Here is a 26,979-nt window from a genome sequence, read left to right on the forward strand (position 1 = left end):
ATGTACCATCGCAAGGACGCCGGCCGCGCCGGGAAGGCAGGAAGCCGCGCGTGGGGACGGAGGGGCGCAGGCGTTGTCGCGCTAGCGCTCACCCTCGCCGGGTGTGGGGGAGCCGAGGCACTTGGGGGAGGAGACGGGCCGGGGGACGCGATCGTCATCGGGTCGGCCGACTATTATTCGAACGAGATCATCGCCGAGGTCTACGCCCAGGCGCTCGAAAATGCCGGTTTCACCGTGGCCCGCGAGTTCAAGATCGGGGCGCGGGAGGTGTACCTGGGCGAGGTCGAGAGCGGGAGCATTGACCTGTTCCCCGAGTACTCCGGCCCGTTGCTGCAGTACTGGAACCCCAACAACACGGTGACCGACGCCGAGGGGATCTACGCCGAGCTCACCGAGCGCGTGCCACATGGCCTGCAGATCCTGGACCAGGCTGGCGCCACCGACCAGGATTCCTACGTGGTTTCGCGCACATTTTCCGAGAAGACCGGCATCACCTCGCTCGCCGATCTTGCGAGCTACGATGGGCCGCTCACGGTCGGCTCCAACTCCGAGTTCGAGAACCGGCCCAACGGGCCGAAGGGGCTAAAGAAGCATTACGGGGTCGACGTCGGCTTCACCCCCATAGAAGACAAGGGCGGCCCGCTCACCGTCAAGGCCCTGCTCGACGGGCAGATCGAGCTCGCCAACGTCTTCTCCGCGAGCCCCGCGATCCAGATCAACGACCTCGTGGTACTGAGCGACCCGCAAGGCATGTTCCTCGCCTCGCACGTCGTGCCTCTCGCCTCCACCCGGCTCGACCCCGACGCCGCCCGCGTCATCAACGCCATCCAGGCCCGCCTCACGCCCGAGGCCCTCATCGACATGAATGTCCGCTCCGTGGAAGGCGAAGAGATGGCATCGGTCATCGCACGTGACTGGTTGTCTCAAAACGGTTGGGAATCCACAGATTGATTGCGTCCGATCCGCACCTGAGGTAGAAACGAGGCGCAGGTATCCACGCTAGAACCTGTGAATGGAGTTTGATATGACGCAACAAGACACAGCCTCGCTCGACACGAAGGGCCTCGGGATTGAGGTCGTCGGCATCGAAATTGTGAAGGAATCCGAGCGCACCGCCAAACCGCACAACCTCTTCATGCCGTGGTTCGCCTCCAACGTCTCCGTGTTTGGCATGTCATACGGCGCGTGGATCTTCGACTTCGGGATCTCCTTTTGGCAGGCCACCGCGATCACCACCATTGGAGTCATCCTCTCCTTCATCTTCTGCGGCATCATCGCCATCGGCGGCAAGCGAGGATCCGTGCCCACCATGGTCATGTCCCGCTCCGCCTTCGGGGTGAAGGGCGCGAAGGCCCCCGGCGTCGTGTCATGGCTGACCTCCATCGGCTGGGAGACCATGCTCGCGATCACCGCCGTGCTCGCCACCTCCACCATCTTCACCCGGCTCGGCTGGGCCGAAGAAGGTTCGGTGGGCGTGCGGGTGGGGGCGTCCGTCGTCGTCGCCGTCCTCATTGTGCTTGGCGCCGTGGCCGGATACCACATCATCATGAAGGTCCAGTCCGTGCTCACCTGGCTCACCGGGCTGACCACGATGGTCTACATTTTCCTCGTCATCCCGCACATCGACTTTGGCGCCGTCATGCAGATCCCCAGCGGCTCGCCGGCGCAAATGATCGGCGCGATGACCATGGTCATGACCGGCACCGGGCTGGGCTGGATCAACATTGCCGCTGACTGGTCGCGCTACCAGTCGCGCGACGCCAGCGGCGGCAAGATCATCTTCTGGAACACCTTCGGGGCCTCGCTCGGCCCAGTCGTGCTCATCACCTTCGGTCTGCTCTTCGCCGGGTCCAACCCCGAGGCTGCCGTCAACGTCAGCAACGACCCGATCGGCGCGCTCGCCAGCGTGTTGCCCACCTGGTTCCTCATCCCGTTCCTTATCACCGCGATCCTCACCCTGCTCTCCGGCGCGATCAACGGCATCTACTCCTCCGGCCTGACCCTGCTTACGCTCGGCATCCACATCCCCAGGCCGCTCGCCGCCCTCATCGACGGCGTCATCCTCACCCTCGGCACCGTGTTCGTGGTGTTCTTCTCACCCAACTTCATCGGGCCCTTCCAGTCCTTCCTCATTACCCTGGGCGTGCCGCTCGCCGCTTGGGCCGGCATCATGATGGCCGACATCATCCTGCGCAAGCGTGACTACGATGAAGCTGCCCTCTTCGACCCCGCCGGCCGTTACGGCGCCTACAACTGGGCCTCGCTCGGCCTCATGGTGGTGGCGTGCGTGATCGGCTGGGGGCTCGTGGTCAACGGGTTCGCCGAGGATGCAGCTTGGAACAACTGGCAGGGCTACCTGCTCGGCCTGGTCGGCGGCCGGGATTCGGTGTGGGCGTACGGCAACATCGGCGTGATCGCCTCCCTCCTGCTCGGGTTCTTCGGCTACCTCGGCCTTAGCCGGGGCAAGGTCCGCACCCAAGAGGGGTAAGGCCCGGTTCGGCACATGCGAAAGGGGGCGGCTGCCCGATCGGACAGCCGCCCCCTTGTGCCAGCCGGGATGAGTTCCGGCGTCGACGTCTTAGTTCTGGCGGGCGAGGAGATCGCGGATCTCTTCGAGAAGCACGGCCTCGTCGGTCTTGACCGGGGTCTCCTCGGCCGGTGCCTCGGGTGCCTTCAGCTTGTTGATCGGCACGATGACGAAGAAGTAGATCGCGGCGGCCACGATGAGGAAGTTCACCGTGGCGGTGATGAGGGTGCCGGGGAGGATGGTGGCACCGTTGATTTTGATGGTCCAGATGTGGTCAAAGTTCGGCTTGCCGAAGATCGCGGCGATGAGCGGCATGAGGATCTGCTCGTTGAGAGCGGTGACGATGGCGGAGAAAGCGCCAGCGATGATGACGCCGACTGCGAGGTCGAGCACGTTACCGCGCGAGATGAAATCCTTGAAGCCCTTAAGCATGATGTTCCTTCTAACGTGTGTGAGAAGGGGGCCAGCATATGCAAAGGGTGCACTGCAGGCACCCTTGCTGTCGTGACCATCGTAACTATAACCACCACGGCATTGGAATGTTTTACAGTTCTGTCAGTGAATTCACATGGGAATAATTCCAATAACTGTGGCGGGTCGGTCTGCCGGTGTTGCCGCCGATGCTACGGAGGTCACGCCGTTGCTTCGGGCGGTGAGGCTTCATCCCTCCGCCCCGGTGTTGCCGCCTCCGGATGCCCGGCTTTCGCGCCGGAGCCCGTGCGTTGGCGACGCTTCTGTGACATCGGCGACGGCAAGTTGCTCGGGCGTCTGTCAGAAAGGCGTCGCGGATGAGTGGGCGCCTGCGGGGATGGCGTAACCTAGTCCCATGATTCATCCCATTCACGTTTATGGTTCCCCCGTGCTCCACAAGGCCTCCGAACCGGTCACCGTGTTCGACGACGACCTCGCCCAGCTCGTGGAGGACATGTACGAAACCACCGTCAAGGCCCCGGGGGTGGGGCTCGCTGCCCCGCAGATCGGCCTGGACAAGGCGATGTTCGTGTGGGTCTACGACGAGCACGACGGCCCCGCTCGCGGCGTGGCCATCAATCCCACGCTGCTCATCGAGCCGATCGACACCGTCGAGCCCGACAAGTACGCCGACTCCGAAGGGTGCCTATCCTTCCCCGGCTACTCCTTCCCGATCCGGCGCTCGCCGTACGCGCTCCTTCGGGCGCAGAACGAGAAGGGGGAGTGGTACGAGCTCGAGGCGCGCGGCTGGTTCGCCCGCATCCTCCAGCACGAGTACGACCACCTGCAGGGCCGCATCTACGTAGACCGCCTCCAGGGTAAGCTCGCCAAACGCGTGCAGCAGGTGATGAAGGCGGAGAAGTGGAACGTGCCGGGCGTCGAGTGGATGCCGGGCCCGGGTTCACCCTACGAGCCCGAGGAGTAGTCCCGGACCCGGGCGTTCACGGGACGATTTCGGCCGCTTCTTCACATGTACGAAGATGCGGCCGAAATCGTCCCGCGTAGGGTCGCGGGTGGCGGGTGCCAAGGGCTACCGGCGACCGAAGCCAAGGTCATGTCCGGACCTACGGCCTCCGCCAGCGGCCTAGTTGAGAATCTTGATCTGGTACGGGTAGTGGTAGGACTGGTTGTTCGACGCCGCGATCGTGGCCCGGATGTGGTGCCACAGGGTGAGCAGGAAGCTGGCGATCACGAGGATGACGCCCACGGGCAGGAGCAGGAGCGTGATGATGAGGATCCAGCCGACGATCGACATCACCCACATGCCGAGGTTGAAGTTGAAGGACTGGGCGGCCGCGCGGCGCACGTACGGCCGGTCGCTCTTGAGGAACCAGATGACAATCGGGCCAATGAAGGAGACCCAACCGGCGGAGACCACCCACGCGATGATGGCCGACAGGTGGGCGATCATCGCCCAGGAGCGGTCGGTGGGATCGACCGGGGATTCGGAGTAGTCCGGGTTGGAGTACTGATAGGGCTCGTATTCTGTCATGCCTCCATTCTTCTACATGTGCGGCCGCGCGCATAGTGCCAGGGCCCGCAATATCGCCGCGGGCCAACTTCCCGGTCATGTGCGCGTCACCCTGGTTTAGGCTGGAACCGTGACTTTTTCGTACGATGAACGACGCCGACTCGCCGACCTCCTCATCAAGCAGGGCCCGAACGCCCCCACGCTGTGCGAGGGGTGGACCACCCGCGATTTGGCGGCTCACCTGTGGGTTCGTGAGAACCGCCCGGATGCGGCGGCAGGCATGTTCGTCTCGGCCGCGCAGGGCCACCTGGATGCGGTCACGGCCCAGGTGCTCGCCCGCCCGTATGAGGAGCTGGTGGAGGCGTGGGCGGAGAGCCCGGGCCGGTTCAGCCCTGTGCGTATCGTGGATCGGTGGATGAATCTGGCGGAGCATTTCGTGCATCACGAGGACGTGCGCCGCGGCCAGTGGATGGTGGACGGCACGCTGGTTCCCGCGCGGAAGATGAGTGAGCACGAGCAGGCGACGCTGACGAAGGCGGCGATGATTGCGGGGCGGATGATGCTCCGCGGCGCCTCTCGTCCGGTGCAGCTGCGGATCCCGGGCCGCCTCACGCTTGACGTCCACCCGAGGTCGGCCTCTGGCGGTGTGGTGACCGTGACGGGCGAACCCGGCGAGGTGCTGCTGTGGGTGTACGGGCGCGACGCCGCCCACGTCACCCTTTCCCCGGAGGGCGTGGAGCCGCGCGCGGCCGCGCTGTAGGGCGCACGATCCGGGAGGAGTAAGGGGGATGGCATGAAGAAGTTGATCGTGGCGCTGGTGATTTTCGTGCTCGCCGGCCTGGTCACGGTCGCGATCGGGCGCCACGGTGATTCTTCTCCGACGACGCCGACTGCCACCCCTCCAGCGCCCCAGCCGGTGGCGGTGGCCCAGCCGCTCGAGCGCGTGGTCTTGAATCCCGAGTCGCTGGCCGCGTCGATCGAGGCATCCCAGGCCGGGTTTGCCTCGGCACAGGTGGCGATCGTGACGGCGGAGGACTCATGGGCGGCCGCCTCCTATGCCGCGGCGCTCGGCGTCCCCGCCCTGACGCTTGGCGGCGGTGAGCCCACCGAGCCCGTGCTCGGCGAGCTCGACCGCCTGGGCGTCCAGGTGGTGCTCACGGACGGCGTCGTGGACAGCGCAACGTGGGGCGAGCGCACGCAACTGCCGCTTGGGCCCGGCGCGAAGGCGGCGGCGGACGCGCTCGGCATCCGGCTCACGTACGTGGGCGACCTCACGGGCGGCGAGAGCGTGGAGGAGGCACTCACCACCCTCGGCACCGTCATTTATGACGAGGATCCGGGAGCGGCGTCGGACCTGCCGCTCGACGTCGAGGCGGCCACCCGCGCCCCCGGCTCGGTGGTGCTGACCGACGGGGTGAACCTGGCGGCGGTCGGCACGTCGGTGGCGGCGGGAGGCAAGGCGCTCCTGTCGGAGGGCGACCCGCGCGGGACCGCCAAGACTGTCCAGGCGCTGGGCAAGGCCAAGGGCGTGGTGGCCAGCTTCGCCGCCGCAAACCCGGATCTGGACTGGCAGATCGCAGCCGCCTCGACCGGCACGCAGCTCCCCGGCGGCGGGCAGTTGATCTTCGGCGGCAAGCGCTACGTGGCACTCTACGGCTCCCCGCACACCACCACCCTGGGGGTGCTCGGCGAGCAGAGCGTGGAGGAGACGGTGGCCCGCGCGGAGGAAACCGCGGCACCCTACCGCGCCCTCACCGACGACCAGGTGATCGGCGCGCTCGAAGTCATCGTGACCGTGGCCTCGGACGGCCCGGGCGACGACGGCAACTACTCCAACGAATGGGACCCCGAGGGCTTCAAGCCGCTCATCGAGGCGGCGCAGGTCGCCGGCCAGTACGTGGTGCTCGACTTCCAGCCGGGCCGCGCCGACTTTCTCAGCCAGGTCCAGGCCTACGAGGAGTTACTGACCTACCCGAACGTGGGCGTGGCACTCGACCCGGAGTGGCGCCTTGCGCCCGACGAGCTGCCCCTCACTCGGATCGGGCACGTGGACATGGCCGAGGTCAACGCGGTGGCCACCTACCTGGCGGACTTCGTGCGCGAGAACGCCCTGCCGCAAAAGCTCCTGATCCTGCACCAGTTCCAGGTGCAGATGCTGCGCAATATCGACCAGCTCGACCAGTCCCGCGCCGAGCTGGCCTACCTCATCCACGTGGACGGGCAAGGCGCGCAGGAGGCCAAGGCCGCCACGTGGACAACCCTCCTCGACAACGCACCGAACGTCACCCACTGGGGCTGGAAGAACTTCTACGACGAGGACGCGCCCATGCTCACCCCCGAGCAGACCTACCAGGTCGAGCCGCGGCCAGACTTCGTTTCCTACCAATAACAGCGCGCCCCGTCACAACTCGTGAATGAGAGAGCTGCCAGGTCCCTATGGCAATCGGTAGCCGGTATTTTCACGACTTCTGTCGGGCTGGCGCCGGACAGGTAGCCACACCTGGGCATGCGGCGGGGTCCTACGCCTGCGTAGGGTATGGTGAAGCAGTTTGCCGAACGAAAGGTCACCATGTCCACGCTTTCCCGCACTGCCGACGAAACCGCCGCCTACCTGGCCGAGCAGATGTACCACAAGGCCACAGCCCCGGCGCGGAAGTCGTTCGCGCTCGCGGTCATGGCCGGCTTCCTCATCGGCCTCGGCTTCGTCTTCTACACGACCACCCAGATGGGTGCCGTCCATGCCGAGTGGTACGGGCTGACGAAGCTGGTGGGCGGGGTGTCGTTCTCGGTGGGCCTCATCCTGGTGATCCTCACGGGTGCGGACTTGTTCACCTCCACCACAATGACTCTCATCCCGCTCACCGAGCACCGGATCAGGGCGGGGCAGTGGGCTAAGCACTGGGGGATCGTGTACCTGGGCAACTTCACGGGCGCCCTGGTGCTGGCCGCCCTCATTGTGGCCTCGGGCACCTACATGCAGGGCGAGGGTGCGTGGGGCGCGGTGGCGATGAGTGCCGCAATGGGTAAGCTTTCCCACTCGTGGGGCCAGGCCTTCGTGCTCGGCATCCTGTGCAACATGCTCGTGTGCCTGGCGATCTGGGCCTCGTACACGGGCAAGACCACGGCTGACAAGATCCTGGCCGCCTTCGCTCCGATCACGCTGTTCGTGGCCACGGGTTTCGAGCACTCGGTGGCGAACATGTTCCTCATCCCGATGGCGATCGCCACCAGCCGCATGGTCGGCCCGGAGTTTTGGACGTCAGAAGGGCCGGTGGCGCTCGGCCTGGACCCGAGCGCCACCGGCACCCTCACCGTTCAGTCATTCCTCCTCGATAACCTCATCCCCGTCACGCTCGGTAACATCGTGGGCGGCGGGCTGATGATTGGAATGTTCTTCTGGTGGACGCACGCGAAGGCGGGGGCTACTTCCGCATCGCGTCGATGATGGCATTCAGCGTGGCCGAGGGCCGCATCGCGGCCTCAACCTGCGCCTTGTCCGGGTGGTAGTAGCCCTCGATCCCGGAGTGCTGACCCTGCGAGGCGAGCAGCTCGGCCTCGATTGTCTCCGCGTTTTCGGCCAGCTGGCGGGCGAAGGGCGCGAAGGTGGCGGCGACGTCGTCGTCGGCCTTGGCGAGCTCGTCAGCCCAGTAGATGGCGAGCCAGGCGTGCGAGGAGCGTGTGTCCGGCGTGCCGGTCTTGTACTGCGGCGAGCGGCCCTCATTGAGCAGGGTTTCGGTGGCGCGGTCGAGCGCGTCGGCGAGCACGGCGGCCCGCGGGTTGTTGGCGAAGCGGGAGAGCTGGCGTAGCGACTCGGCCAGGGCCAGGAACTCGCCGAGCGAATCCCAGCGCAGGTGCATCTCGTTGATGAGCTGCTCCACGTGCTTCGGCGCCGAACCGCCCGCGCCTGTCTCGAACAGGCCACCGCCGGCCATGAGCGGCACCACCGACAGCATCTTGGCCGACGTGCCAAGCTCCATGATGGGGAAGAGGTCGGTGAGGTAGTCGCGTAGCACGTTGCCGGTCACCGAAATCGTGTCCTCGCCCTTGCGGATGCGCTCGAGCGTGAAGCGCGTGGCCTCGATGGGCGACAGGACGCGGATGTCGAGCCCGGTGGTGTCCTCCTCGAGCAGGTAGGCATCCACCTTGGCGCGGATCGTGCGGTCGTGGGCGCGCTCCGGGTCGAGCCAGAACACGGCCGGCATCCCAGACAGGCGGGCACGACGCACGGCGAGCGAGACCCAGTCGCGGATCGGAGCGTCCTTCGTCTGGCACGAGCGGTAGATGTCGCCCGCGCCCACCTCAACGCGCAGGAGCACCTCACCATCCTTGCGCACCTCCACGTGGCCCGCCTCGGCGATCTCGAACGTCTTGTCGTGCGAGCCGTACTCCTCGGCCTTCTGCGCCATGAGGCCCACGTTTGGCACGGTGCCCATGGTGGCCGGGTCGAAAGCGCCGTTGGCCTTGCAGTCCTCGATCACAGCCTCGTAGACCCCGGCGTAGCTGGAGTCAGGGATGACGGCCAGGGTGTCGGCCGTGTTGCCATCCTTGTCCCACGCCTTGCCGCCGTTGCGGATCATGGCCGGCATCGAGGCGTCTACGATCACGTCGGAGGGGACGTGGAGGTTGGTAATGCCACGGTCGGAGTTAACCATGGACAGGCCCGGGCCCTCGGCCATCTCGCGTTCGAAGGAGGCGCGGATCTCGGAGCCGTTCTTCAGCGCGTCGAGCCCGGCAAGCACCGAACCGAGGCCGTCGTTCGGCGACAGGCCGGCGTCGGCAAGCGCCTTTCCGTAGGCGGCGAAGGTCTGGGGGAAGAAGGCGGCGACGGCGTGGCCGAAGATGATTGGGTCGGAGACCTTCATCATGGTGGCCTTCATGTGCAAGGAGTACAGCACGCCGGTGTCCTTCGCCTCGGCCACGGTCCCGGCCAAGAACTCCTGGAGCGCCGCGGCGTCCATCTTCGTGGCGTCAAAAACCTCGCCGTCCGTCACGGGCACCTCGCGCAGCACGCGCTCCCCGCCCGCGCCCACGAACACGATCTGCACGGCGCCGTCGCCGGAAATGACCGTGCTGACCTCGTTGGCGCGGAAGTCGCCGGCGTCCATCGTGGCCACCCGCGTGCGGGAGTCGGCTGACCATGGCTTCATCGAGTGCGGGTGGGCCTTGGCGAAGTTCTTCACGGCCTGGGGTGCGCGGCGGTCGGAGTTGCCCTCGCGCAACACGGGGTTGACGGCCGAGCCCTTGACGGCGTCGTAACGGGCGCGGATCTCGCGCTCCTCATCGGTGGCGGGGGGCTCGGGGTAGTCGGGCAGCGCGTAGCCCTCGGCCTGCAGCTCGGCGATCGCGGCCTTGAGCTGGGGGATCGAGGCGGAGATGTTGGGCAGTTTGATGATGTTGGCCTCGGGGGTCTTGGCCAGCTCACCGAGCTCGGCGAGCGCGTCGGACTGGCGCTGGCCCGCGGGCAGGAAGTCGGACAGGGCGGCGATGATGCGGCCGGCCAGGGAGATATCGCGCAGCTCGACGTCGATGCCGGCCTGCGCCGTGAAGCCTTCGATGATGGGCAGCAGGGAGGCGGTGGCGAGCATGGGAGCTTCGTCGGTGTGAGTGTAAATGATCCGTGCCATGAGGTCTCCTTTGCGGGCAAGAATTTCTCTCGATCTCAAGATTATCCGATTTTTGCGCTCCGTGTGAGGCACTACGCAATCTCGTGCCGTCCTCCTGCAACCGAGTGTGATCTTGGGCTAGATGTGCCCTTTTCGCGAGGAAAGCTTTTCGGAATCTACGCCTCGGTTGGTACGGTGAAATCATCAATCAACCGAGGGAGCACGATGATACAAGGGAGCGCAGTCAAGCACTGGGCGATGTCCCACGGCGTCGTGGAATTCCCGTCCGGACGCCGGGTTCGCGGCCGCTCGTGGCGCAAGGCCACCGAGGAGCCGGCTGACCTGTGCGTCATTCTCACCACCGGCGTCGGCTCGCGCTTCGGCCACCCCGGCGTGGTGACGTCGGCAACCGAAACCATTCTCATCGACTGGCCGGACCTCCGCCTGCCGCGCCGCCCCGCCCAGGCGCACGAGGTGCTGCGTGAGGCGTGGGAGCGCGCGGAAAACGAGAAGGTGGAGATCGTGTGCGCTGGAGGTGTGGGCCGCACGGGCACCGCGCTCGCCATCATGGGCGTGCTCGATGGCATGGACCCGCACGCCGCGATCGATTTCGTCAAGACTAACTACGATCCCCACGCGGTGGAGACGCCCGCCCAGCGCGCCTTCGTCAACGACATGGGTGCCGAAAGCAACTAGTCGATGGATGTTCAACCACCCGGGCTCTCCCTCGGGGAAGAGCGGGCCGTGCAATGGCTTCGAACCTTGCCGATCCGACCTGACCGTGTGGAGTCCTACGGGGAGGCGCCGAACCAGGTCATCGAGTGGTATGGCGATCCGGCAGGCCGGCCCGTCTGCCTCGTCCACGGCGCCCTGTTCCACCACGCCCTTGCCGCCACCCGCCCGGCCGCCCGCGCGCTCGCCCGCGCCGGCTACTGTGTGGGCCTGGTCGACTATCGCCGCGTGGACGCCCGCCCCGAACTCGCCGCGGCCGACTACACCACGCTCGGCATGCATCCGGTGCTCGGCCAGGCGATCTGGGTGGGTCACGACGTCGGTGGCACCTTTGCGATGAACGTGGCACTCGCGCCGGAAACGGCCGTGTGCTCCGCCGTCCTCCTCGCCCCGATCCTCGACCTGGCGCGCGATGTGCACGAAGCCGATGACGGCGGCACCACGGCTCGCTGGATCGGCGGACTGCCAGAGGAGGTCCCGGATCGCTACGCCGTCTACGACCCGCTCTTTACCTATTACCAGGTGGGCCCGGCGCGCTTCCGCGCCCGCGAACTCTCGGTGGACATCATTCACGGGGTCGACGACGCGCTGGTGCCGGTGGACCGCTCGCGCGAGTTGCGCGCCGAGCCATTCAACCTGGCCGTGGTGGAGGGAGCCGACCACCTGGACCTCATCCGCCCCGACCGCGACGCCTGGGTCTTCCTCCTCGGCGCGCTCGCCGCCCAGGAGCGCTAGGTAGCCCGCGTTCTTCATTCCGTGGCGGAAAAACTCGGGGCGGTGGCCTGCCACCACGTACAATGGCGGCATGTCTACGTTGATCCAGGATTATGCAGCTTTCATTAGTGCGTCCCCGAGCTCGTTCCACGCCGCGGCTGAGATCGCCCGGCGCCTGGGGGAGGCCGGGTATGCCCGCCAGGATGAACAGGCGGCGTGGGTGGGGGAGCGCAAGGGCTTCCTCGTGCGCGGCGGGGCCGTCATCGCGTGGTGCGTGGGAAAGGTCGGCCCGGATTCGGGCTTCCGGATCGTCGGTTCCCACACCGACTCCCCGAGTTTCAAGGTCAAGCCTGCCCCCTCCAGCCAGGCCCACGGGTTTGGGCAGGTCAACGTGGAGGTCTACGGCGGCGGGCTGCTCAACTCCTGGCTGAATCGGGACCTGGGCCTGGCCGGCGTTGTGACCGAACTGGACGGCACCGTGCACCTGGTGCGCACGCCCGCCATCATGACCATCCCGCAGCTGGCCCCGCACCTGGACCGCTCGGTCAACGATAACCTCAAGCTCTCCCGCCAGGTCGATTACAAGCCAATCTGGGCAATCGGGGAGGCGGAGCTGCTGCCCTACATCTGCGAGCTGGCCGGGGTGGACCCAGAGCGCGCCGCGGCCTTTGACCTCTTCGCCTACGACGTGCAGGAGCCCGCGGTCTACGGCGGGCCGAGCGGGGATGCCTTCTTCTCCGCTGGCCGCCAGGACAACCTTTCCTCGGTCTTCACCTCGCTCTCGGCCTTCCTCGATCCCGGCGTGCAGGCCGCGGTGGCGGAGGGCGAGGACATGGCGATCTTCGTGGCCTTCGACCACGAGGAGGTCGGCTCGTCCACCTACACCGGCGCGGCCGGGCCCTTCCTCGAAAATACGCTCCGCCGCATTGCCGCCAGCCTCGAGCTCGACGCCGTGGGGGACGAGCGTTTTGCCCGGATGATCGCCAACTCCACGTGCATCTCCGCCGACGCCGGCCACTCCATCAGCCCGAACAAGGCGGGCCTGCACGACCCGGACCACCACCCCGTGCTCGGGGGCGGCCCGCTGCTCAAGGTCAACGCCAACCAACGCTACGCAACCGAGGCCGAGGGCACCGCGCTGTGGCTACGCGCGGCCGCCGCCGAAGGGGTGGCCACCCAGCAGTTCGTCTCCAACAACGACGTGCCCTGCGGCTCCACGATCGGCCCGCTCACCGCCACCCGGTTGGGAGTGCTCACGGTGGACGTGGGCGTGCCGCTGCTGTCGATGCATTCGGCGCGCGAGATCTCCTCGCCGGCCGACATCGAGGCCATGACCGCGATTTTGCGAGGATACTTCGCCGGTGCTTAAGAAACCGAACTACAACGCCGCCCACGCCCTCGACCGCGCGGCCCGCGCCCACCCCCAGCGCACCTCCATCGTTTACGGGAGTGCGGAGATAACGGTGGTCGAGGCTGCCGTCCGCACCCGCCAGCTCGCGCAAATGCTCGCCGCCGCCGGTGTCTCCGAGGGTGACCGGGTCATGCTCATCTCCCGCAACTCGCCCTACCACCTGCTCCTGCATGTGGCGTGCGCGCGGCTGGGCGCCATCTTCGTGCCCGTCTCCGCGCGCCTCACCCGCGCCGACCACCAGGCAATCGTGGACTTTTGCGGCCCGCGTGTGGTGGTGCTCGAAGCGGCGCTCGCGGACCTGGGCATCTTCACGTCCACCGGCACGCTGCTCCACCTGGTGGTCGACGATGACGCCGCCTCCGTCTCCACCGCCATCTCCAACGGCTTCATCGGGATCGGCGCGGCGATGGAGGCCCAGAACGGCAAGTTCATCACCACTATCAAGGACGGCTCCACGGCGCTGAACTCCCGCCAGTACCCGGAGGGGCCGGCCGCGATGCTCTTTACCTCGGCCTCGGCGGGCATGCCCAAGGCGGTGGAACTCACCCATGAACAGCTGTGGTGGGCCAGTCGCAACTTCCGCGAGGGCTTCGAGTACTCCAACCTGGACTCGGTGCTGACTGTCGCGCCGATGACCCACATCGGCGGCTTCAATGGCACCACCCTCGATCTGTTCTCGCACGGCGGGAAGGTGGTGCTGGTGCGCGACTTCAACCCCGGCGTCGTGCTCGACCTGCTCGAAGAACACCAGGTGACGATGATGTTCGGCGTGCCGACCATCTACGCCGCCCTCCTCGACCACCCGAGCTTCCCCGTGCGCGACCTCAGCCACTGGCGCCTGCCACTCATCGGCGGGGGCATGGTGCCGCCGGCGTTACTGGCCCGCCTCATGGACGCCGGCCTCAAACCGCTTAACGTGTGGGGGATGACCGAGATGGGAGCGTCCGGCGCGTACCTGCCGGCCGAACACCTGGCCGAACGGCCCGGCTCTATCGGGCGGCCCTTCGCGCACGTGGAGGCCCGCATTGTCGACGCCGACGGCAACGACACGACCGAGGGCGAGCTGGTGGTCCGGGGCCCGAGCGTCGTGAACGGCTACTGGCACGACCCGCTTCAAACCGCGCAGTCCTTCCGGTCCGGCTGGCTCCACACCGGAGACCTGGTGCGCCTCGACGAGGACGGCTTCATGTCGGTGACCGGGCGCCTGCACAACGTCATCAACTCCGGCGGAGTCAACATTCAGGCCGAGGAGATCCAGGCGGTGCTGGCCCAGATGGAGGGCATCTCCGACTGTGCGGTCGTGGGCACGCCGGACGAGAAGTGGGGAGAGACGGTGTCGGCCGCGGTGGTCATGCAGGCCGGGCATGCGGCCCCCACCCTCGAGGACGTCCAGCGCCATGTGGGCTCGCGCCTGGCACGCTTCAAGGTGCCGCGCAAGCTCATCGTGGTGGACGCGCTACCGATCAACGGCAACGGCAAGGCCGACCGCAACGCCCTCGTGGCGATGTTCTGACCCGGCGGTTGCGCGGCCGCGCGGTCAGCCGTGGCGGGCGACGACGGCGGCCGCCTCCTGGCGGGCAAACAGCGGCTTGTCGTCCGCGCCGGCGATCGCGCGCAGGTTCTCGGGGATCTCCCAACCCTTGTGCTTCATCGCCCGCGACCACAACGAGCCCGAACGGTAAGAGGAGCGCACGAGCGGACCGGCCATGATCCCGGCAAAGCCCATCTCGTAGCCGATCTTCGACAGCTCCACGAACTCCGCGGGCTTAACCCAGCGGTCGATCGGGTGGTGCAACTTGGAGGGGCGCAGGTATTGGGTGATGGTGAGGATGTCGCAGCCGGCCTCGCGCAGGTCGGCCATGGTCGCCAGCACCTCGTCGTGGGTCTCGCCCATGCCGAGGATGAGGTTCGACTTCGTGATCAGCTCGTTCTCCGAGGCGAACGTGATCAGGTCGAGCGAGCGCTCGTAGTGGAAAGCCGGGCGGATCTTCTTAAAGATGCGCGGCACGGTCTCCAGGTTGTGGGCTAGCACCTCGGGGCGCGAATCGAAGACCCGCTGGAGGGCCGGGGCGCCGCCGCGCATGTCGTCGATCAGGAGCTCCACGCCCGTGTTCGGGCACAGCTCGTGGATCTTGCGGCACGTCTCCGCGTACAGCCAGGAGGCGCCGTCCTCCAGGTCATCGCGGGTGACGCCCGTGATCGTGGCGTAGTTGAGCTGCATCTCGCGCACGCTCTCCGCCACGCGGCGCGGCTCGTCGACGTCGTACTCGGTGGGCCTGCCCGTCTTAATAAAGCAGAAGTCGCAGCGGCGGGTGCAGATGTCACCGCCGATGAGGAAGGAGGCCTCGCGGTCCTCCCAACACTCGTAGATGTTGGGGCAGTTGGCCTCCTTGCACACCGTGTGTAGGCCGGCGCCGTCCACGCGGTTGCGCATGTCGGTGTATTCCTTGCCCACGGTGGCGGTGGTCTTGATCCACTCCGGTTTCGATTCGATCGGTGTCTCGGCGTTGCGCTCTTCGATGCGCAGCAACTTGCGCCCCTCGGGATTTCGCTGGTCGATGCTGAGGCTCACGTGTTCTCCTTTAAACGTACGTCGTCATTGTAAGCCGGGCCGCCTAGTGGCGGGGATGCCAGGCCGAGCCGGTATCCGCGTGCGGGGTGGGGTGGAAGTCGCCCATCTGGGTGATGATCGCCTCCGTGTCCGCGACCTCCAGCTCCTCCGACGGGCGCAGCGCAAACTGCTGGTAGGCCCGCGCGAGGTGAGGCAAGAGGGTGACTGCGGCGTCGTCGAGCGTGGTGGGATGTCCCAGCTCGGCAAGCGAGGTGACCCCGGCGTCGGCAAGGCCGCAGGGGATGACCCGCGTGAAGTCCTCCAGGTTGGTGGTGACGTTGAGGGCGAGGCCGTGCATCGTGGCGTCGTCAGCGAACTTGATGCCGATCGCGCACACCTTCCGATCGATCGCGCCGGGCGCGCAGATCCACACCCCGGACCGGCCCTCCACCTGGACCGAGTCGATGCCGTACTCGGCAAGCGCCCCCATGATCGCCCGCTCCGTGTTGCGCACGAACGCGACTACGTCCTTCGGCGGGCGGACCTTGACGATGGGGTAGACCACAAGCTGGCCCGGGCCGTGATAGGTGACCGATCCGCCCCGATCCATCCGGATCACCGGCACGGACGTGTCCGGGATGTCCTTGTCCTCCGTGCGCCGGCCGGCCGTGTAGGTGGGCTGGGCCTCCCACACAATAAAGGTATCCGGCATCCGCAAAGCCGCCACCTCGCCGTGAATATAGCGCTGGAGACGGTCAACGGTCATGTAATCGACTGGGCCGCGATGAAGTACGTTGACGATCTGCACGGATTCAGCCTAGTTTGGAAGTGGTCAGTTATCGACTCGAGGTCGGCTTTGCCACTCCGAGGGCATTCCCTAGCGTGATTTTGAACTGAATTTGAGGGGCGGGACACCTCTAAACGTGATTAGATCAATGCTTGGGTATAGACTCCCTGACCATAAGTGAAGAATTGACGCCCATCGTCCAAGCGAGGCGGAGGGCGTCACTTACGAGAAGGCCTCGCATGACTAAGTATCTGATCCGACGGTTGCTGAACTACGTAGTTCTACTGTTCGTAGCCGTCACTATCGCCTACTTCTTGGCGGGCACACAGTTGGATCCGCGCTCGATGCTCATCGAGAACGAACTGACCAAGATGGCCAACAGTTCGTACGCGGAGGTCGTGGCGGCAGTTGACACCCGCCTTAACGCGTGGAACATCAACCCGCTCGAGCCGATCTGGAGCCGCTACGTCGACTGGCTCGGAATGGTCTTCGGGCACTGGGACTGGGGCTTCTCCCCGCTGGGCGAATCGGTCAACGACCAGGTCGCCAACCGCATCCTGCTCTCCTTGCAACTGGTCTTCCTCGGCTTCTTCATTGGCATCGTCGGCGGCGTGGCGATCGGCGCATGGGCGGCCGTGCACCAGTACTCGGTGGGTGACCGCATCGTCACCATCATCGCCATGATCATCATCTCCACCCCCGCCATGGTTATCGCCATCGGCCTGCAGATGAGTGCCGTGTGGTTCAACAACACCTTCGATTCAACCTTCTTCCAATTCCTCGGGCCACAGTCAGCCGTGCCACCCGCGGAATTCTGGCCCAACCTGCAAGATCGCCTCACGCATCTGCTGCTGCCCACGATCGCGATCTCGCTGGGCGGCCTCGCCACTTATTCGCGCTACCAGCGCAACCTCATGCTTGACACCCTCGGTGCCGACTACGTGCGCACCGCCCGCGCCAAGGGCCTGCGCTTCGGCACCGCCGTGCGCCGCCACGCCCTGCGCACCTCCCTCATCCCGATTGCTACCTACTTCGCCTTTGGCATCACCGGCCTCGTGCTGGGCGCCGCCATCACCGAGCAGGTCTTCGGCTGGGAGGGCATGGGCATCTACGGTGTGAAGACCATCCAGGCGCAGGACATCAACGGAACCGCGGCCGTGGTCGCCTTCTCCGGTGTTGCCACACTCACCGGCGCTTTCCTGTCCGACGTCCTGATCGCAGCAGTCGATCCACGAGTGAGGGTGAACTAATGGAGCATCTCGATCACACCACTGAAGTAGTGTTGCCCGAACAGATTTCCCCGATGGCGGATGCCGCACAGCTCGGCGCCGTTCGCACCAAGCTCGCCCAGCAGAATGCCGAGCGCCTGGCTTCCACCAAGCGCTACTCGCGCCGGCAGATCGTCCTGCGCCGCTTCTGGCGTAACAAGACGGCCGTCGTCGGCATCATCGGCCTCGTCATCGTCTTGCTCGTGGCCATCATTGGCCCGCACCTGACGGAGTGGAGCTACCTCGAACGCGACCGCGGGCACTACCTCGAGGGCCCGAGCGCGGAGCACCTCTTCGGTACCGACCGCCGCGGGCGCGACATGTTCGCGATGACGCTCGAGGGCCTGCGCAAGTCGATCATCATCGGCTTCGCCGTGGCGCTCATCCAGACCGGATGGGCGGCCCTCTTCGGATCGGCCGCCGCTTACTTCGGCGGCTGGGTGGACAAGGCCGCCACCTGGTTCATTGACCTCATGCTGGTCATCCCGTCCTTCCTCATGATCGCCATCATCTCCAACCGCTTCGGCGCGGAGAACAAGGGCGTGTTCATCTTCATCCTGTTGCTGGCAGGATTCGGCTGGATGCTGACGGCGCGCGTGGTGCGGTCGCTGACGATGTCGGTGAAGAACCTTGACTACGTCCACGCCGCGAAGTTCATGTCCGTGCCCTCCGGCACGATCATCGTGCGCCACATCCTGCCTAACATCTCCTCGCTACTCATCATCGACTTCACGCTCGGCGTGGCCACCGCAGTGCTGTCCGAGACCTCCCTGTCCTACTTCGGCTTCGGCATCAAGGACCCGCAGGTCTCCCTCGGCTCGCTCATCGGCGCCGGCCAGGCGTCGGCGATCACACACCCGTGGCTGTTCCTGCCGCCGGCCGTGGCGCTCGTCGTGATGCTGGCATCGGTGAACTTCATCGGTGACGGTCTGCGCGACGCGCTCGACCCGTCGTCGAAGTCCGGGGGTGGTAAGGCGTGACATCTACGAAAGAGACCAACGTGAGTGAAACTACCGACGATCGTTCGTTGCCCACCCCCACGCCCGGCGTGCCGGTGGTGGAGGTGTCGGGCCTCAACGTCCGCTTCCCCTCCGAGGATGGCGTGGTGCACGCCGTGCGCGGAGTCAACCTCACCGTGAACTCGGGCGAGGTGCTCGGCATCGTGGGCGAATCTGGATCGGGTAAGTCCGTGACCTCCATGTCGATCATGGGTCTGCTCGATCCGGCGGCGGACGTGGAGGGATCGGTCAAGATCCACGGCACCGAGATCCTGGGCAAGTCCGATTCCTACCTGTCGAAGATCCGCGGCAAGAACATCGCCATGGTCTTCCAGGACCCGCTTTCGGCCCTGACCCCGGTCTACACGATCGGCGATCAGATCATCGAGGCACTCCAGTCGCATGACAAGAAGATCTCGGAGAAGGACGCCCAGGCCCGCGCGGTAGAGCTGCTGAGCATCGTGGGCATCCCGAACCCCGAGATCCGGGTCAAGTCCTTCCCGCATGAGTTCTCCGGCGGAATGCGCCAGCGTGCCATGATCGCCATGGCGATCGCCAACAAACCGGACCTCATCATCGCCGACGAACCGACCACGGCACTCGACGTGACCATCCAGGCCCAGATCCTCGACGTTCTGCGCCGCGCCCAGAAGGAGACGGGCGCCGCGGTCATCATGATCACCCACGACCTGGGCGTGGTAGCCGGCATCGCCGACAAGGTGGCGGTCATGTACGCCGGGCGCATCGTGGAGCGTGGCGCGGTGGACGAGATCTTCTACCACTCCGCCATGCCCTACACGATCGGCCTGCTCGGCTCCCTGCCGCGGCTCGATTCGAAGAAGGACAGCCAGCTCGCCGTCGTCGAAGGCAACCCGCCGTCGATGCTGTACGAACAGACCGGCTGCCCTTTTGCCGCCCGCTGCCCGGTGGCCGTGGAAGCCTGCCTGGACGGGGAACCCACGCTCGAGCCGGTCAAGTCTGACACCCCGGACATCCCGCACGACGTGGCCTGCATCCGCCGCGAGGAGATCCGCGACGAATCGAAGCGCTACTCGGATATTTACCCCAAGCCCGCCCCCGTCATTCCGCCGTTCGATGGAACGCCGCGCAACGAGCGCGAAGAGGTGCTGCGCCTGGAGGACATGAAGAAGCACTTCCCGCTCATGAAGGGCTCGGTGTTCCGCCGGCGCGTGGGCACGGTCCACGCGGTGGACGGCATTTCCCTCGACATCCGTGCGGGGGAGACCCTGGGCCTCGTGGGCGAGTCCGGCTCGGGTAAGACGACCACCCTCATGGAGGTCCTCAACCTGGTCAAGCCGATCGAGGGCAAGATCGTGGTGCTCGGGGAGAACACGGCGGACATGACGCGCGCGGACCGCAAGCGCGTGCGCAATGACCTCCAAGTGGTCTTCCAGGACCCGATGGCCTCCCTTGACCCGCGCATGCCGGTCTTCGACATCATTGCTGAACCGCTGAAGTATGCCGGCTGGAATAAGGCCGACATCGAGCCGCGGGTGAAGGAACTGATGGACATGGTGGGCCTCGAGCCCGCGCACGTCAACCGCTACCCGCGCAACTTCTCCGGCGGCCAGCGCCAGCGCATCGGCATCGCCCGCGCGCTTGCGGTCCAGCCCAAGCTGCTGGTGCTGGATGAGCCCGTCTCGGCACTCGACGTGTCGATCCAGGCCGGCGTCATCAACCTGCTGGACGAACTGCGCGCCAAGCTCAACCTGTCCTACCTGTTCGTGGCTCACGACCTGTCGGTCATCCGCCATATCGCCGACCGCGTGGCCGTCATGTACTTGGGCAAGCTCGTGGAGGTTGGCGATGTCGACGCCGTCTTCGAGGCGCCGCGTCATCCCTACACCCAGGCCCTGCTCTCCGCGATCCCGATTCCGGATCCGGCAAAGGAGCGCAGTCGCCACCGCATCCTGCTCAAGGGCGACCTGCCGTCGCCGGCGAACCCGCCCAAGGGGTGCCGCTTCGTCACCCGTTGTCCAGTCTTTGAGACGCTGATGGAGGGGGAGAAGCAGGTCTGCCAGGGGGCTCACCCCGAGTTCTCCACCATGGGTGCAGATCACGACGTGGCGTGCTACTACCCGCGCCAGCTCAATGTTTTCTAACCGTTCCAGGTAGGGGTGGGCCCGCGATCGTCGATCGCGGGCCCACCCTTTTGACCGGCGGTAATAGACATTTCTTGACCGAAAAGTAGATAACGCTTCGGTAACGGATGGGGAGAGGTTTTCACGATGTCGAGATTATAGACTAATCTGGCTCCATGAACTTTCGCACGTCCGGCGAAAGGCGAGTCCTGAAGGAGGACATTTTATGCGAATGAAGAAGGCAGGCATTGCACTGGTTGCCGCTGGCGCGCTCACGCTGAGCGCCTGCTCGTCTGGTGGTTCGAACGGCGGCTCGGGTGGCGACTCGGGCAAGGGTAGCGACGAGAAGGTGCTGCCGGCGTCGGACTACAACAAGGTTGATCCGGCCGAGCTCGCCGACGGCGGTACGCTCCGCCTCGCGATCTCTGACGCCTACCCGGAGCAGTTCAACCCAAGCCACGTTGACGGCAATACCGTTGACGTCTCCTCCACCATCTCCTCGTTCATCGCCCCGGTGAACTGGATTTTCGACGAGAACGGTGGCTTCGACGTCAACCCGGCCTACCTCGAGTCCTATGACGCGAACCTTAAGGGCGACGGCGAGAACGCCATGGTCATCACCCTGAACCTCAACCCGGATTCCAAGTGGAATGACGGCACGCCCATCACCGCCGCCGACTACGAGGCGCTGTGGAAGGCCTGCTCGGGCCAGGTCGAGGGCATCAGCTGCCCGTCCTCTGATGGCTGGACCCAGATCAAGTCGATCGAGGCTGGCGACTCCCCGCAGCAGGTCATCGCCAAGTACTCGGAGGAGTACCCGGACTGGTCGGCGAACTTCTCCACGGTTCAGCCCGCGGCTGGTATCTCCGATCCGGAGACCTTCAACACTGGCTGGGTTGACCCGGTCGAGGCGAACAAGTTCTTCGCCGGCCCGTTCCGCGTGGCGAACTCGAACGCCGCCCAGAAGGTCCTTACCCTTGAGCGCAACCCTGAGTGGTGGGGCTCGACTCCGAAGCTTGAGACTGTGACCTTCTCCTCGCTGAACCAGCAGGCCACGGCCTCCGGCTTCGCGAACGGTGAGATCGACGCGATCAACTTCATTGTTGACGCCGCCTCCTACGAGACGGCACAGAACCGCCCCGACGCTCAGATCACGATGTCGTCCTCGGTTCAGTGGCGTCACTTCACCTTCAACTCCCGCGCGGGTGCGCTCCAGGACAAGGCGGTTCGCCAGGCGATCCAGCTCGGCATTGACACCAAGGACATTGCCGCTTCCGACCTGTCTGGCCTGCCCTCGCAGGATTACGATCTGAACCTGGGCAACCACTTCTTCATGCCGAACCAGGCTGGCTACCAGGACAACTCGGTCGGCTTCGACCCGGAGGCGGCCACCGCCCTTCTCGAGGACGCCGGTTACACCATGAATGAAACCTCGGGCTACTACGAGAAGGACGGCCAGGAGCTTGGCTTCCGTTACCTGCGCATTCCGGGTAACGCCGCGAATGAGAACGAGGGCGCCATGCTCATGGAGATGATGAAGGACATCGGCATCAAGGTGACCTACCAGGATGTTGAGGGGCAGAACTTCTTCAAGCACGTCATTGGTGGCGAGTACGATGCGACCTCCTTCGCGTGGAACGGCACCCCGTACCCGATGGCGAACGTCGGCCAGATCTACGGCAACCCGTTCGATGATGAGGGCAACCTCGTGAACTCGAACTTCGCCGGCCTCAAGGTTGACAAGGTTGACGAGCTGATCCCGCAGATCGCTGCTGAGACCGACGTCGACAAGCGCCGCGAGCTCACCAACGAAGCCGATAAGGTGATCTGGGACGAAGTCATGGTTCTCCCGCTGTACTACCGCGCGAACATCACGGCAATCCCCTCGAACCTGGCGAACTACGGTTCGACCACGTTCGAGACCCTGCTGACCGAGAACATCGGCTACACCAAGTAATCTCTCGGCTATAGCACACGAACACGGAGGGCCGTCCCGGAAGGGGCGGCCCTCCCGCATATTGTCACGTGAGACTGCGTTTGACACTTGACCGATGACGGTGTGGAATTGCGAAAGCTATGGCAAAACACGTTTCTTCTCAGCGCGCCTCCCGCGCAATTAATCAGCGCCGGTTCGAGGTTGGGCCGCAGCCGAAGCGCTGGCCGGCCTCCTTCGAGATGTCCGCGGTTCCGGAGATGGACCCGGGCCGCCTGCTTCGTTCTACCCTTCGCGCGAACTGGCAGGTGTTGGCGCTTGCCACGCTCCTGTCGATGGCGGCGTACGGCGGCGGGGTGTTCATCTCCTGGGCGCTGGGGCGGGCGTTGGACTCCGGCATCGAGCGCGGCCTGACCACGTCCCTACTCCCAGGGGTCGCCCTCATTTTTGCCGCGATGGCGGTCCGGATGATCGGCGCGGCTGCCGAGCCCGTGCTCATGGTGACAGAGTTGCGCGCGCATGTGGGCTGGTCGTTGAAGATGGTGGAGCGGATCGCGGGCGTGCGCGGAGGAGGGCGCGCAGCGATCCCGTCGGGGGAGATGGTCACGGCCGTCACCACCGACGCCCAGAAGCTTGGCGCTTTTTCCTACATGGTTGCCGACGTGACGGCTGCAATCTTCTCCTTTGTGCTGACCGTCGCCCTCATGCTCCGCATTAGCGTGCCACTAGGGCTTGTGGTGGTGATCGGGGTGCCGGTGGCGATCGGGATCATGCTGGTGTTCATCAACCCGCTCCAGCGCCGCCTTGACGCCCAGCGCGAGGAGAGGGGCAAGCTCACCACCCTGGCCTCGGATGCCGTGGTCGGCCTGCGTGTGCTGCGCGGCGTGGGCGGGGAGGATATTTACATCGGGCGTTACACGCGCCAGTCGGAGAAGGTGCGCGAGACGGGGATTCGTGCCGCCGCCCTGCAGTCCTTCCTCAACGCGTTGTCGGCCGCAGTGCCGTACGGCTTCACCGTCCTCATCGTGGGCGGCGGCCTGTGGGAGGTCTATTCGGGCGCGATGACGCACGGCCAGCTCGTATCCTTCTACGGGTATTCGATGTTCATGGGCGCCCCGATCTGGATGGTGCTCGGCTTCCTGCAAACGTACACCGACGCCCGCGTCTGCGCCGGGCGGGTGGCGAAGGTGATGGCGATTGAGCCCCTCACGTCCGACGACGCCGCCCAGCCGGCCCGCGCCGGCGCAGACTGGTCGCGCGCCCACCTGCGGGACGAGGCGACGGGCGTGGAGATCAAGCCCGGCCTCAACACGGCGCTCGTGTGCTCCGCGCCCGAGGTCTCGGCCGAGCTCCTCGAGCGTCTGGCCCGCACCGACGACGCCGCCCCCGTCACCGCCCGCTGGGAGGGCGAGGATTCCATCCCGCTGACGGCCTTCCCGCTGGCCGAGGTCCGTAGCGCGATCGTGCTCTCGGACGCGATCGCCCAACTCTTTCAGGGCCGGCTGCGCTCGAACCTGGAGGCGAACAACGCTGCCTGGCCGCTCCCACGCGAGGTGGGCCGCCAGATGGCCGACACGGGCGACGGCTCGGGGGTTGCCCACCGCGACCACAAGGACAACCCGGTGGCGATCGGGGTGCGCGAGCTCATGCTCGCCATGATCACCGCCGACGCCGCCGACATCGTTGACAGCCTGGAGGAGGGGCTGGACGGCTACGTGGCCGAGCGCGGCCGCTCGCTCTCGGGAGGCCAACGCCAGCGCGTGGCACTGGCTCGGGCGGTGCTCACTGAGGCGCCCATCCTCCTGCTCGTGGAGCCGACTTCCGCTGTCGACTCCCACACCGAGTCCCGCATCGCCCAGCGCTTGCGCGCCGCGCGGGAGGGCCGCACCACCGCCGTCGTCACCACCTCGCCCATCGTGCTCGGTGAGGCGGACGAGGTCATCTTCCTTGGTGCCGACGGCGCCGAGCTCGCCCGCGGCACGCACGCCGAGCTGCTGGACGATCCGCGCTACTTCGACGTCGTGCACCGGGAGGCCCGATGAAACTACCCATTGCAACAAACCGGACGGTCGGGGCGAAGATGCTCGAACTCTTCGCCGCCTACAAGGACGAATTTCTGCTGGTCATCGCCACGCAGATCGTGGTGGCCGTGGCCGCCGTCATCACTCCATGGATCATCGGGCGCTCCTTCGACGCGCTCGCGGGCGGGGCACAGGCAGCGGTGATCCGCACGTATGTGGTAGCGATCGCGATCTCAATGCTGGCCAACGTGGTCGCCACATGGTTCGCCGACTTCCGTAGCCGCGTGCTGGGGCAGAAGGTGTTCCACGAGTTGCGCGTGCGGCTGGTGGAGGCCGTCATGCACTTGCCGCTGTCCACGGTCGAGGCGGCGGGCACGGGCGACCTGCTGGGGCGCACCACCTCCGACGTCAACCGGGTGGAGTTCATCATTCGCCAAGGGGTATCGCGCATCATGGTGCTGTCCTTCCAGGTGGTCGTCACGGTGGTGGCGGCGTTCCTGGTGGAGTGGCGGGTCGGCTTTGTGGTGCTCCTGAGTTTTGTTCCGATGTACTTCGTGGTACGCAAGTATTTGCGCCGTACGATCGCCGTGTACCTGGCGGCCTCCGCGCTCAACGCCGAGGTCTCGGGTGACATCACGGAAACCGTGGAGCAGTCCGCCACGGTCGATTCGCTGGCGATGAGTGAGGTGCGCATCCGCCGCACCTCCGTGCTCCTGCGCGAGTACTGGGACAACGAGCGCTACTCGGGGCTCATGCGCTCCTACTTGGTCATCTCCTTGCTTGCGGTGCTTTACGCCCCGATGGTCATCTCGATCCTGTGGGGGGCCTGGCTGGTGGGCCTGGGGTATGTGACGGTGGGTGCGGTCATCGCCGTCACACTGTATGCCCAGCAGCTGCGTGTGCCGCTGGATGAGCTCGCCTGGTGGTTCGACGAGCTACAGTTCGCCGCCGTCGCGCTCGCCCGTATCTTCGGCGTGGCCGAGGTTGAGGCGGACAGGGTTGCCGGCGACGCCGTCCCGGCCAGTTCCGCGGTCAGTGTGGAGGGCGTCTCGTTCAGCTATCGCGACGGCCGGCCCGTGTTGCGCGACGTCAGCCTCGAGGTTGCCCCGGGTGAACGGCTGGCGATCGTCGGCCCGTCGGGCGCGGGCAAGTCGACCCTCGGCCGCCTCATCGCCGCGGTCAACCCGCCGGGGTGTGGCTCGATCCGCGTGGGCGGGGTGGAGGTCACGGCGCTGCCCGAGGCGCTCTTGCATCAGACCATCGCGCTCGTCACCCAGGAAAATCACGTGTTCGTGGGTACGATCGCCGACAACCTGCGCTTTGCCAAGGAGGATGCCACCGACGCCGAGCTGCTCGCGGCGCTCGCCACCGTTGACGCCACGTGGGTGGAGCGCTTGGAGAAGGGCCTTCAGACCCGCGTGGGTTCGGGGGAGAAGGAGCTGGCGCCGTCGCAGGCCCAGCAGCTGGCCCTGGCGCGCATTGTGCTACTCGACCCTGACGTGCTCATCCTCGACGAGGCGACCTCGCTGCTCGACCCTACGGTGGCGCGCTCAGCCGAACAGTCGCTGCTGCGCCTGCTCGAGGGCCGCACGGTGATCTCGATCGCCCACCGCCTTTACACGGCCTACGACGCCGACCGCGTGGCTGTCATGATCGACGGCGAGGTAGCCGAGCTCGGCTCGCACGACGAGCTGGTGGCTAGGGGCGGGGAGTACGCCTCACTGTGGGAAGCCTGGCAGCAGGACTAGCGGGTGCCCGCGATTGCCAGACCCGCTCCGGCGAGCGCCACGCCGAGCACGATGACCGGCAGGGGCTGGAACTTCGTCACCGTCTGATCGGGCCAGTATTGCGCGGGCTTGAGGCTGGCGCGTAGCTGGGCGTTGCGGGTGATGTTGCCGTGGCGGACCATGATGAGGTCCGCGGCGAAGCCGGTGGAGACGGTGCGGGAGAGCGTGCCGGAGTCCTCCCACACAATGTCCGGATCCTCGTAGGCCTTCTTGCGGTCGCGCCAGGAGTTGTTGAACAGGCCCACGTTCGAGGGCACGCCCCACACGCTGATCTTGCGGTCAGCCCGGTTGTAGAGGTAGAGGCCCCAGCGGTTTTCGGCGAGCGCCAGGTCGGACCAGGGGATCAGGTGTTCGCGGATAATGTTGACCACGCGCAGGCCGCCGGGCCCCACCTCGAGGCGTGGGTTGTGGAAGACCACCCAGCCGAAGGCGGCGAGGACGGCGGCGATCGGCACGGCCCACAGCAGCTCGGCCACCCCGCCGTGGACCGCCGAGCCCACCAGGGAGATGGCGGCGAGGGCGTAGAGGAGGTAGGCGTAGGTGCGGGTTTTACCGCGCAGGATCACAGTCATGCCGGTATTCTCTCACGCTCCGCTGGGCGCT

The 26,979-nt window shown here is 66.1% G+C and carries 22 protein-coding genes; 16 read left to right on the forward strand and 6 right to left on the reverse strand.

The window, feature by feature from the left end; translation table 11 throughout:
* Together QPC17_RS01370 and QPC17_RS01375 are read left to right on the forward strand one after the other, a co-directional pair.
* Positions 1 to 951 carry an ABC transporter substrate-binding protein gene (locus QPC17_RS01370; RefSeq protein ID WP_062613683.1) on the forward strand — a complete coding sequence of 317 codons (951 nt, stop codon included), beginning with the start codon at positions 1 to 3 and terminating at the stop codon, positions 949 to 951.
* A gap of 73 nt (positions 952 to 1,024) precedes the next feature.
* A complete protein-coding gene (locus QPC17_RS01375) occupies positions 1,025 to 2,488 on the forward strand; it encodes a purine-cytosine permease family protein (protein ID WP_062613707.1) in 1,464 nt (487 codons plus the stop codon).
* A 90-nt stretch (positions 2,489 to 2,578) separates the two neighbouring features.
* On the opposite strand, the gene mscL is transcribed toward QPC17_RS01375, so the two are convergent.
* Complete coding sequence (gene mscL / locus QPC17_RS01380; protein WP_062613682.1) at positions 2,579 to 2,959, reverse strand: large conductance mechanosensitive channel protein MscL; 381 nt, start codon at positions 2,957 to 2,959, stop codon at positions 2,579 to 2,581.
* A gap of 394 nt (positions 2,960 to 3,353) precedes the next feature.
* Here mscL and def point away from each other — a divergent pair, with 394 nt between their 5' ends.
* Positions 3,354 to 3,923 (forward strand): peptide deformylase, encoded by a 570-nt coding sequence (def, locus tag QPC17_RS01385; RefSeq protein WP_068538787.1) that lies wholly within the window; start codon positions 3,354 to 3,356, stop codon positions 3,921 to 3,923.
* Between the two features lie 159 nt (positions 3,924 to 4,082).
* Here the strand turns inward: def and QPC17_RS01390 are convergent, their stop codons facing one another.
* Entirely contained in the window at positions 4,083 to 4,490 is a 408-nt protein-coding gene (locus QPC17_RS01390; protein ID WP_062613680.1) for a DUF4870 domain-containing protein, read from the reverse strand.
* A 109-nt stretch (positions 4,491 to 4,599) separates the two neighbouring features.
* Between QPC17_RS01390 and QPC17_RS01395 the strand changes: the two genes are divergently transcribed.
* From QPC17_RS01395 to focA, 3 genes are all read left to right on the forward strand, one after another.
* On the forward strand, positions 4,600 to 5,229 hold the full coding sequence (locus QPC17_RS01395) for a TIGR03085 family metal-binding protein (protein ID WP_062613679.1): 630 nt from the start codon (positions 4,600 to 4,602) through the stop codon (positions 5,227 to 5,229).
* A 33-nt stretch (positions 5,230 to 5,262) separates the two neighbouring features.
* Entirely contained in the window at positions 5,263 to 6,858 is a 1,596-nt protein-coding gene (locus QPC17_RS01400) for a hypothetical protein (protein WP_285347388.1), read from the forward strand.
* A 147-nt stretch (positions 6,859 to 7,005) separates the two neighbouring features.
* The gene (gene focA, locus QPC17_RS01405; RefSeq protein ID WP_210382968.1) at positions 7,006 to 7,914 is read left to right on the forward strand and encodes a formate transporter FocA; all 909 of its coding nucleotides are present in this window, start codon (positions 7,006 to 7,008) and stop codon (positions 7,912 to 7,914) included.
* On the opposite strand, the gene QPC17_RS01410 is transcribed toward focA, so the two are convergent.
* Positions 7,892 to 10,093 carry an NADP-dependent isocitrate dehydrogenase gene (locus QPC17_RS01410; RefSeq protein WP_068538789.1) on the reverse strand — a complete coding sequence of 734 codons (2,202 nt, stop codon included), beginning with the start codon at positions 10,091 to 10,093 and terminating at the stop codon, positions 7,892 to 7,894. The genes focA and QPC17_RS01410 overlap by 23 nt on opposite strands.
* A gap of 204 nt (positions 10,094 to 10,297) precedes the next feature.
* Here QPC17_RS01410 and QPC17_RS01415 point away from each other — a divergent pair, with 204 nt between their 5' ends.
* The 4 genes from QPC17_RS01415 to QPC17_RS01430 all read left to right on the forward strand — a co-directional run bounded on the left by QPC17_RS01415 (position 10,298) and on the right by QPC17_RS01430 (position 14,442).
* Positions 10,298 to 10,768 (forward strand): protein-tyrosine phosphatase family protein, encoded by a 471-nt coding sequence (locus tag QPC17_RS01415; protein ID WP_210382925.1) that lies wholly within the window; start codon positions 10,298 to 10,300, stop codon positions 10,766 to 10,768.
* Positions 10,769 to 10,771: 3 nt separating this feature from the next.
* Entirely contained in the window at positions 10,772 to 11,539 is a 768-nt protein-coding gene (locus QPC17_RS01420) for an alpha/beta hydrolase family protein (RefSeq protein ID WP_285347389.1), read from the forward strand.
* 70 nt (positions 11,540 to 11,609) lie between these two features.
* Complete coding sequence (locus tag QPC17_RS01425; protein WP_285347390.1) at positions 11,610 to 12,887, forward strand: M18 family aminopeptidase; 1,278 nt, start codon at positions 11,610 to 11,612, stop codon at positions 12,885 to 12,887.
* Entirely contained in the window at positions 12,880 to 14,442 is a 1,563-nt protein-coding gene (locus tag QPC17_RS01430; RefSeq protein WP_062613673.1) for a class I adenylate-forming enzyme family protein, read from the forward strand. Before QPC17_RS01425 ends, QPC17_RS01430 begins: the two co-directional genes overlap by 8 nt.
* Before the next feature lie 24 nt (positions 14,443 to 14,466).
* Here the strand turns inward: QPC17_RS01430 and lipA are convergent, their stop codons facing one another.
* Together lipA and lipB are read right to left on the reverse strand one after the other, a co-directional pair.
* Positions 14,467 to 15,501 (reverse strand): lipoyl synthase, encoded by a 1,035-nt coding sequence (gene lipA, locus QPC17_RS01435; protein ID WP_068538793.1) that lies wholly within the window; start codon positions 15,499 to 15,501, stop codon positions 14,467 to 14,469.
* A gap of 43 nt (positions 15,502 to 15,544) precedes the next feature.
* A complete protein-coding gene (gene lipB / locus QPC17_RS01440; RefSeq protein WP_062613671.1) occupies positions 15,545 to 16,288 on the reverse strand; it encodes a lipoyl(octanoyl) transferase LipB in 744 nt (247 codons plus the stop codon).
* A 218-nt stretch (positions 16,289 to 16,506) separates the two neighbouring features.
* Between lipB and QPC17_RS01445 the strand changes: the two genes are divergently transcribed.
* The 6 genes from QPC17_RS01445 to QPC17_RS01470 all read left to right on the forward strand — a co-directional run bounded on the left by QPC17_RS01445 (position 16,507) and on the right by QPC17_RS01470 (position 26,337).
* Entirely contained in the window at positions 16,507 to 17,517 is a 1,011-nt protein-coding gene (locus tag QPC17_RS01445) for an ABC transporter permease (RefSeq protein WP_062613670.1), read from the forward strand.
* Entirely contained in the window at positions 17,517 to 18,515 is a 999-nt protein-coding gene (locus QPC17_RS01450; protein WP_082661181.1) for an ABC transporter permease, read from the forward strand. Before QPC17_RS01445 ends, QPC17_RS01450 begins: the two co-directional genes overlap by 1 nt.
* 20 nt (positions 18,516 to 18,535) lie before the next feature.
* Complete coding sequence (locus QPC17_RS01455; RefSeq protein ID WP_101923747.1) at positions 18,536 to 20,656, forward strand: dipeptide ABC transporter ATP-binding protein; 2,121 nt, start codon at positions 18,536 to 18,538, stop codon at positions 20,654 to 20,656.
* A 205-nt stretch (positions 20,657 to 20,861) separates the two neighbouring features.
* Entirely contained in the window at positions 20,862 to 22,592 is a 1,731-nt protein-coding gene (locus tag QPC17_RS01460) for an ABC transporter family substrate-binding protein (protein WP_285347391.1), read from the forward strand.
* 119 nt (positions 22,593 to 22,711) lie between these two features.
* A complete protein-coding gene (locus QPC17_RS01465; protein WP_285347392.1) occupies positions 22,712 to 24,610 on the forward strand; it encodes an ABC transporter transmembrane domain-containing protein in 1,899 nt (632 codons plus the stop codon).
* On the forward strand, positions 24,607 to 26,337 hold the full coding sequence (locus tag QPC17_RS01470; protein WP_285347393.1) for an ABC transporter ATP-binding protein: 1,731 nt from the start codon (positions 24,607 to 24,609) through the stop codon (positions 26,335 to 26,337). The genes QPC17_RS01465 and QPC17_RS01470 overlap by 4 nt, the downstream gene beginning before the upstream one ends.
* Here QPC17_RS01470 and QPC17_RS01475 read toward each other — a convergent pair.
* Positions 26,334 to 26,948 (reverse strand): PH domain-containing protein, encoded by a 615-nt coding sequence (locus QPC17_RS01475; protein WP_062613665.1) that lies wholly within the window; start codon positions 26,946 to 26,948, stop codon positions 26,334 to 26,336. The two genes, QPC17_RS01470 and QPC17_RS01475, sit on opposite strands and share 4 nt — an antisense overlap.
* Between the last annotated feature and the right edge of the window lie 31 nt (positions 26,949 to 26,979).

This window comes from Trueperella bernardiae (genome assembly GCF_030246965.1).
Classification (GTDB): Bacteria; Actinomycetota; Actinomycetes; order Actinomycetales; family Actinomycetaceae; genus Trueperella; species Trueperella bernardiae.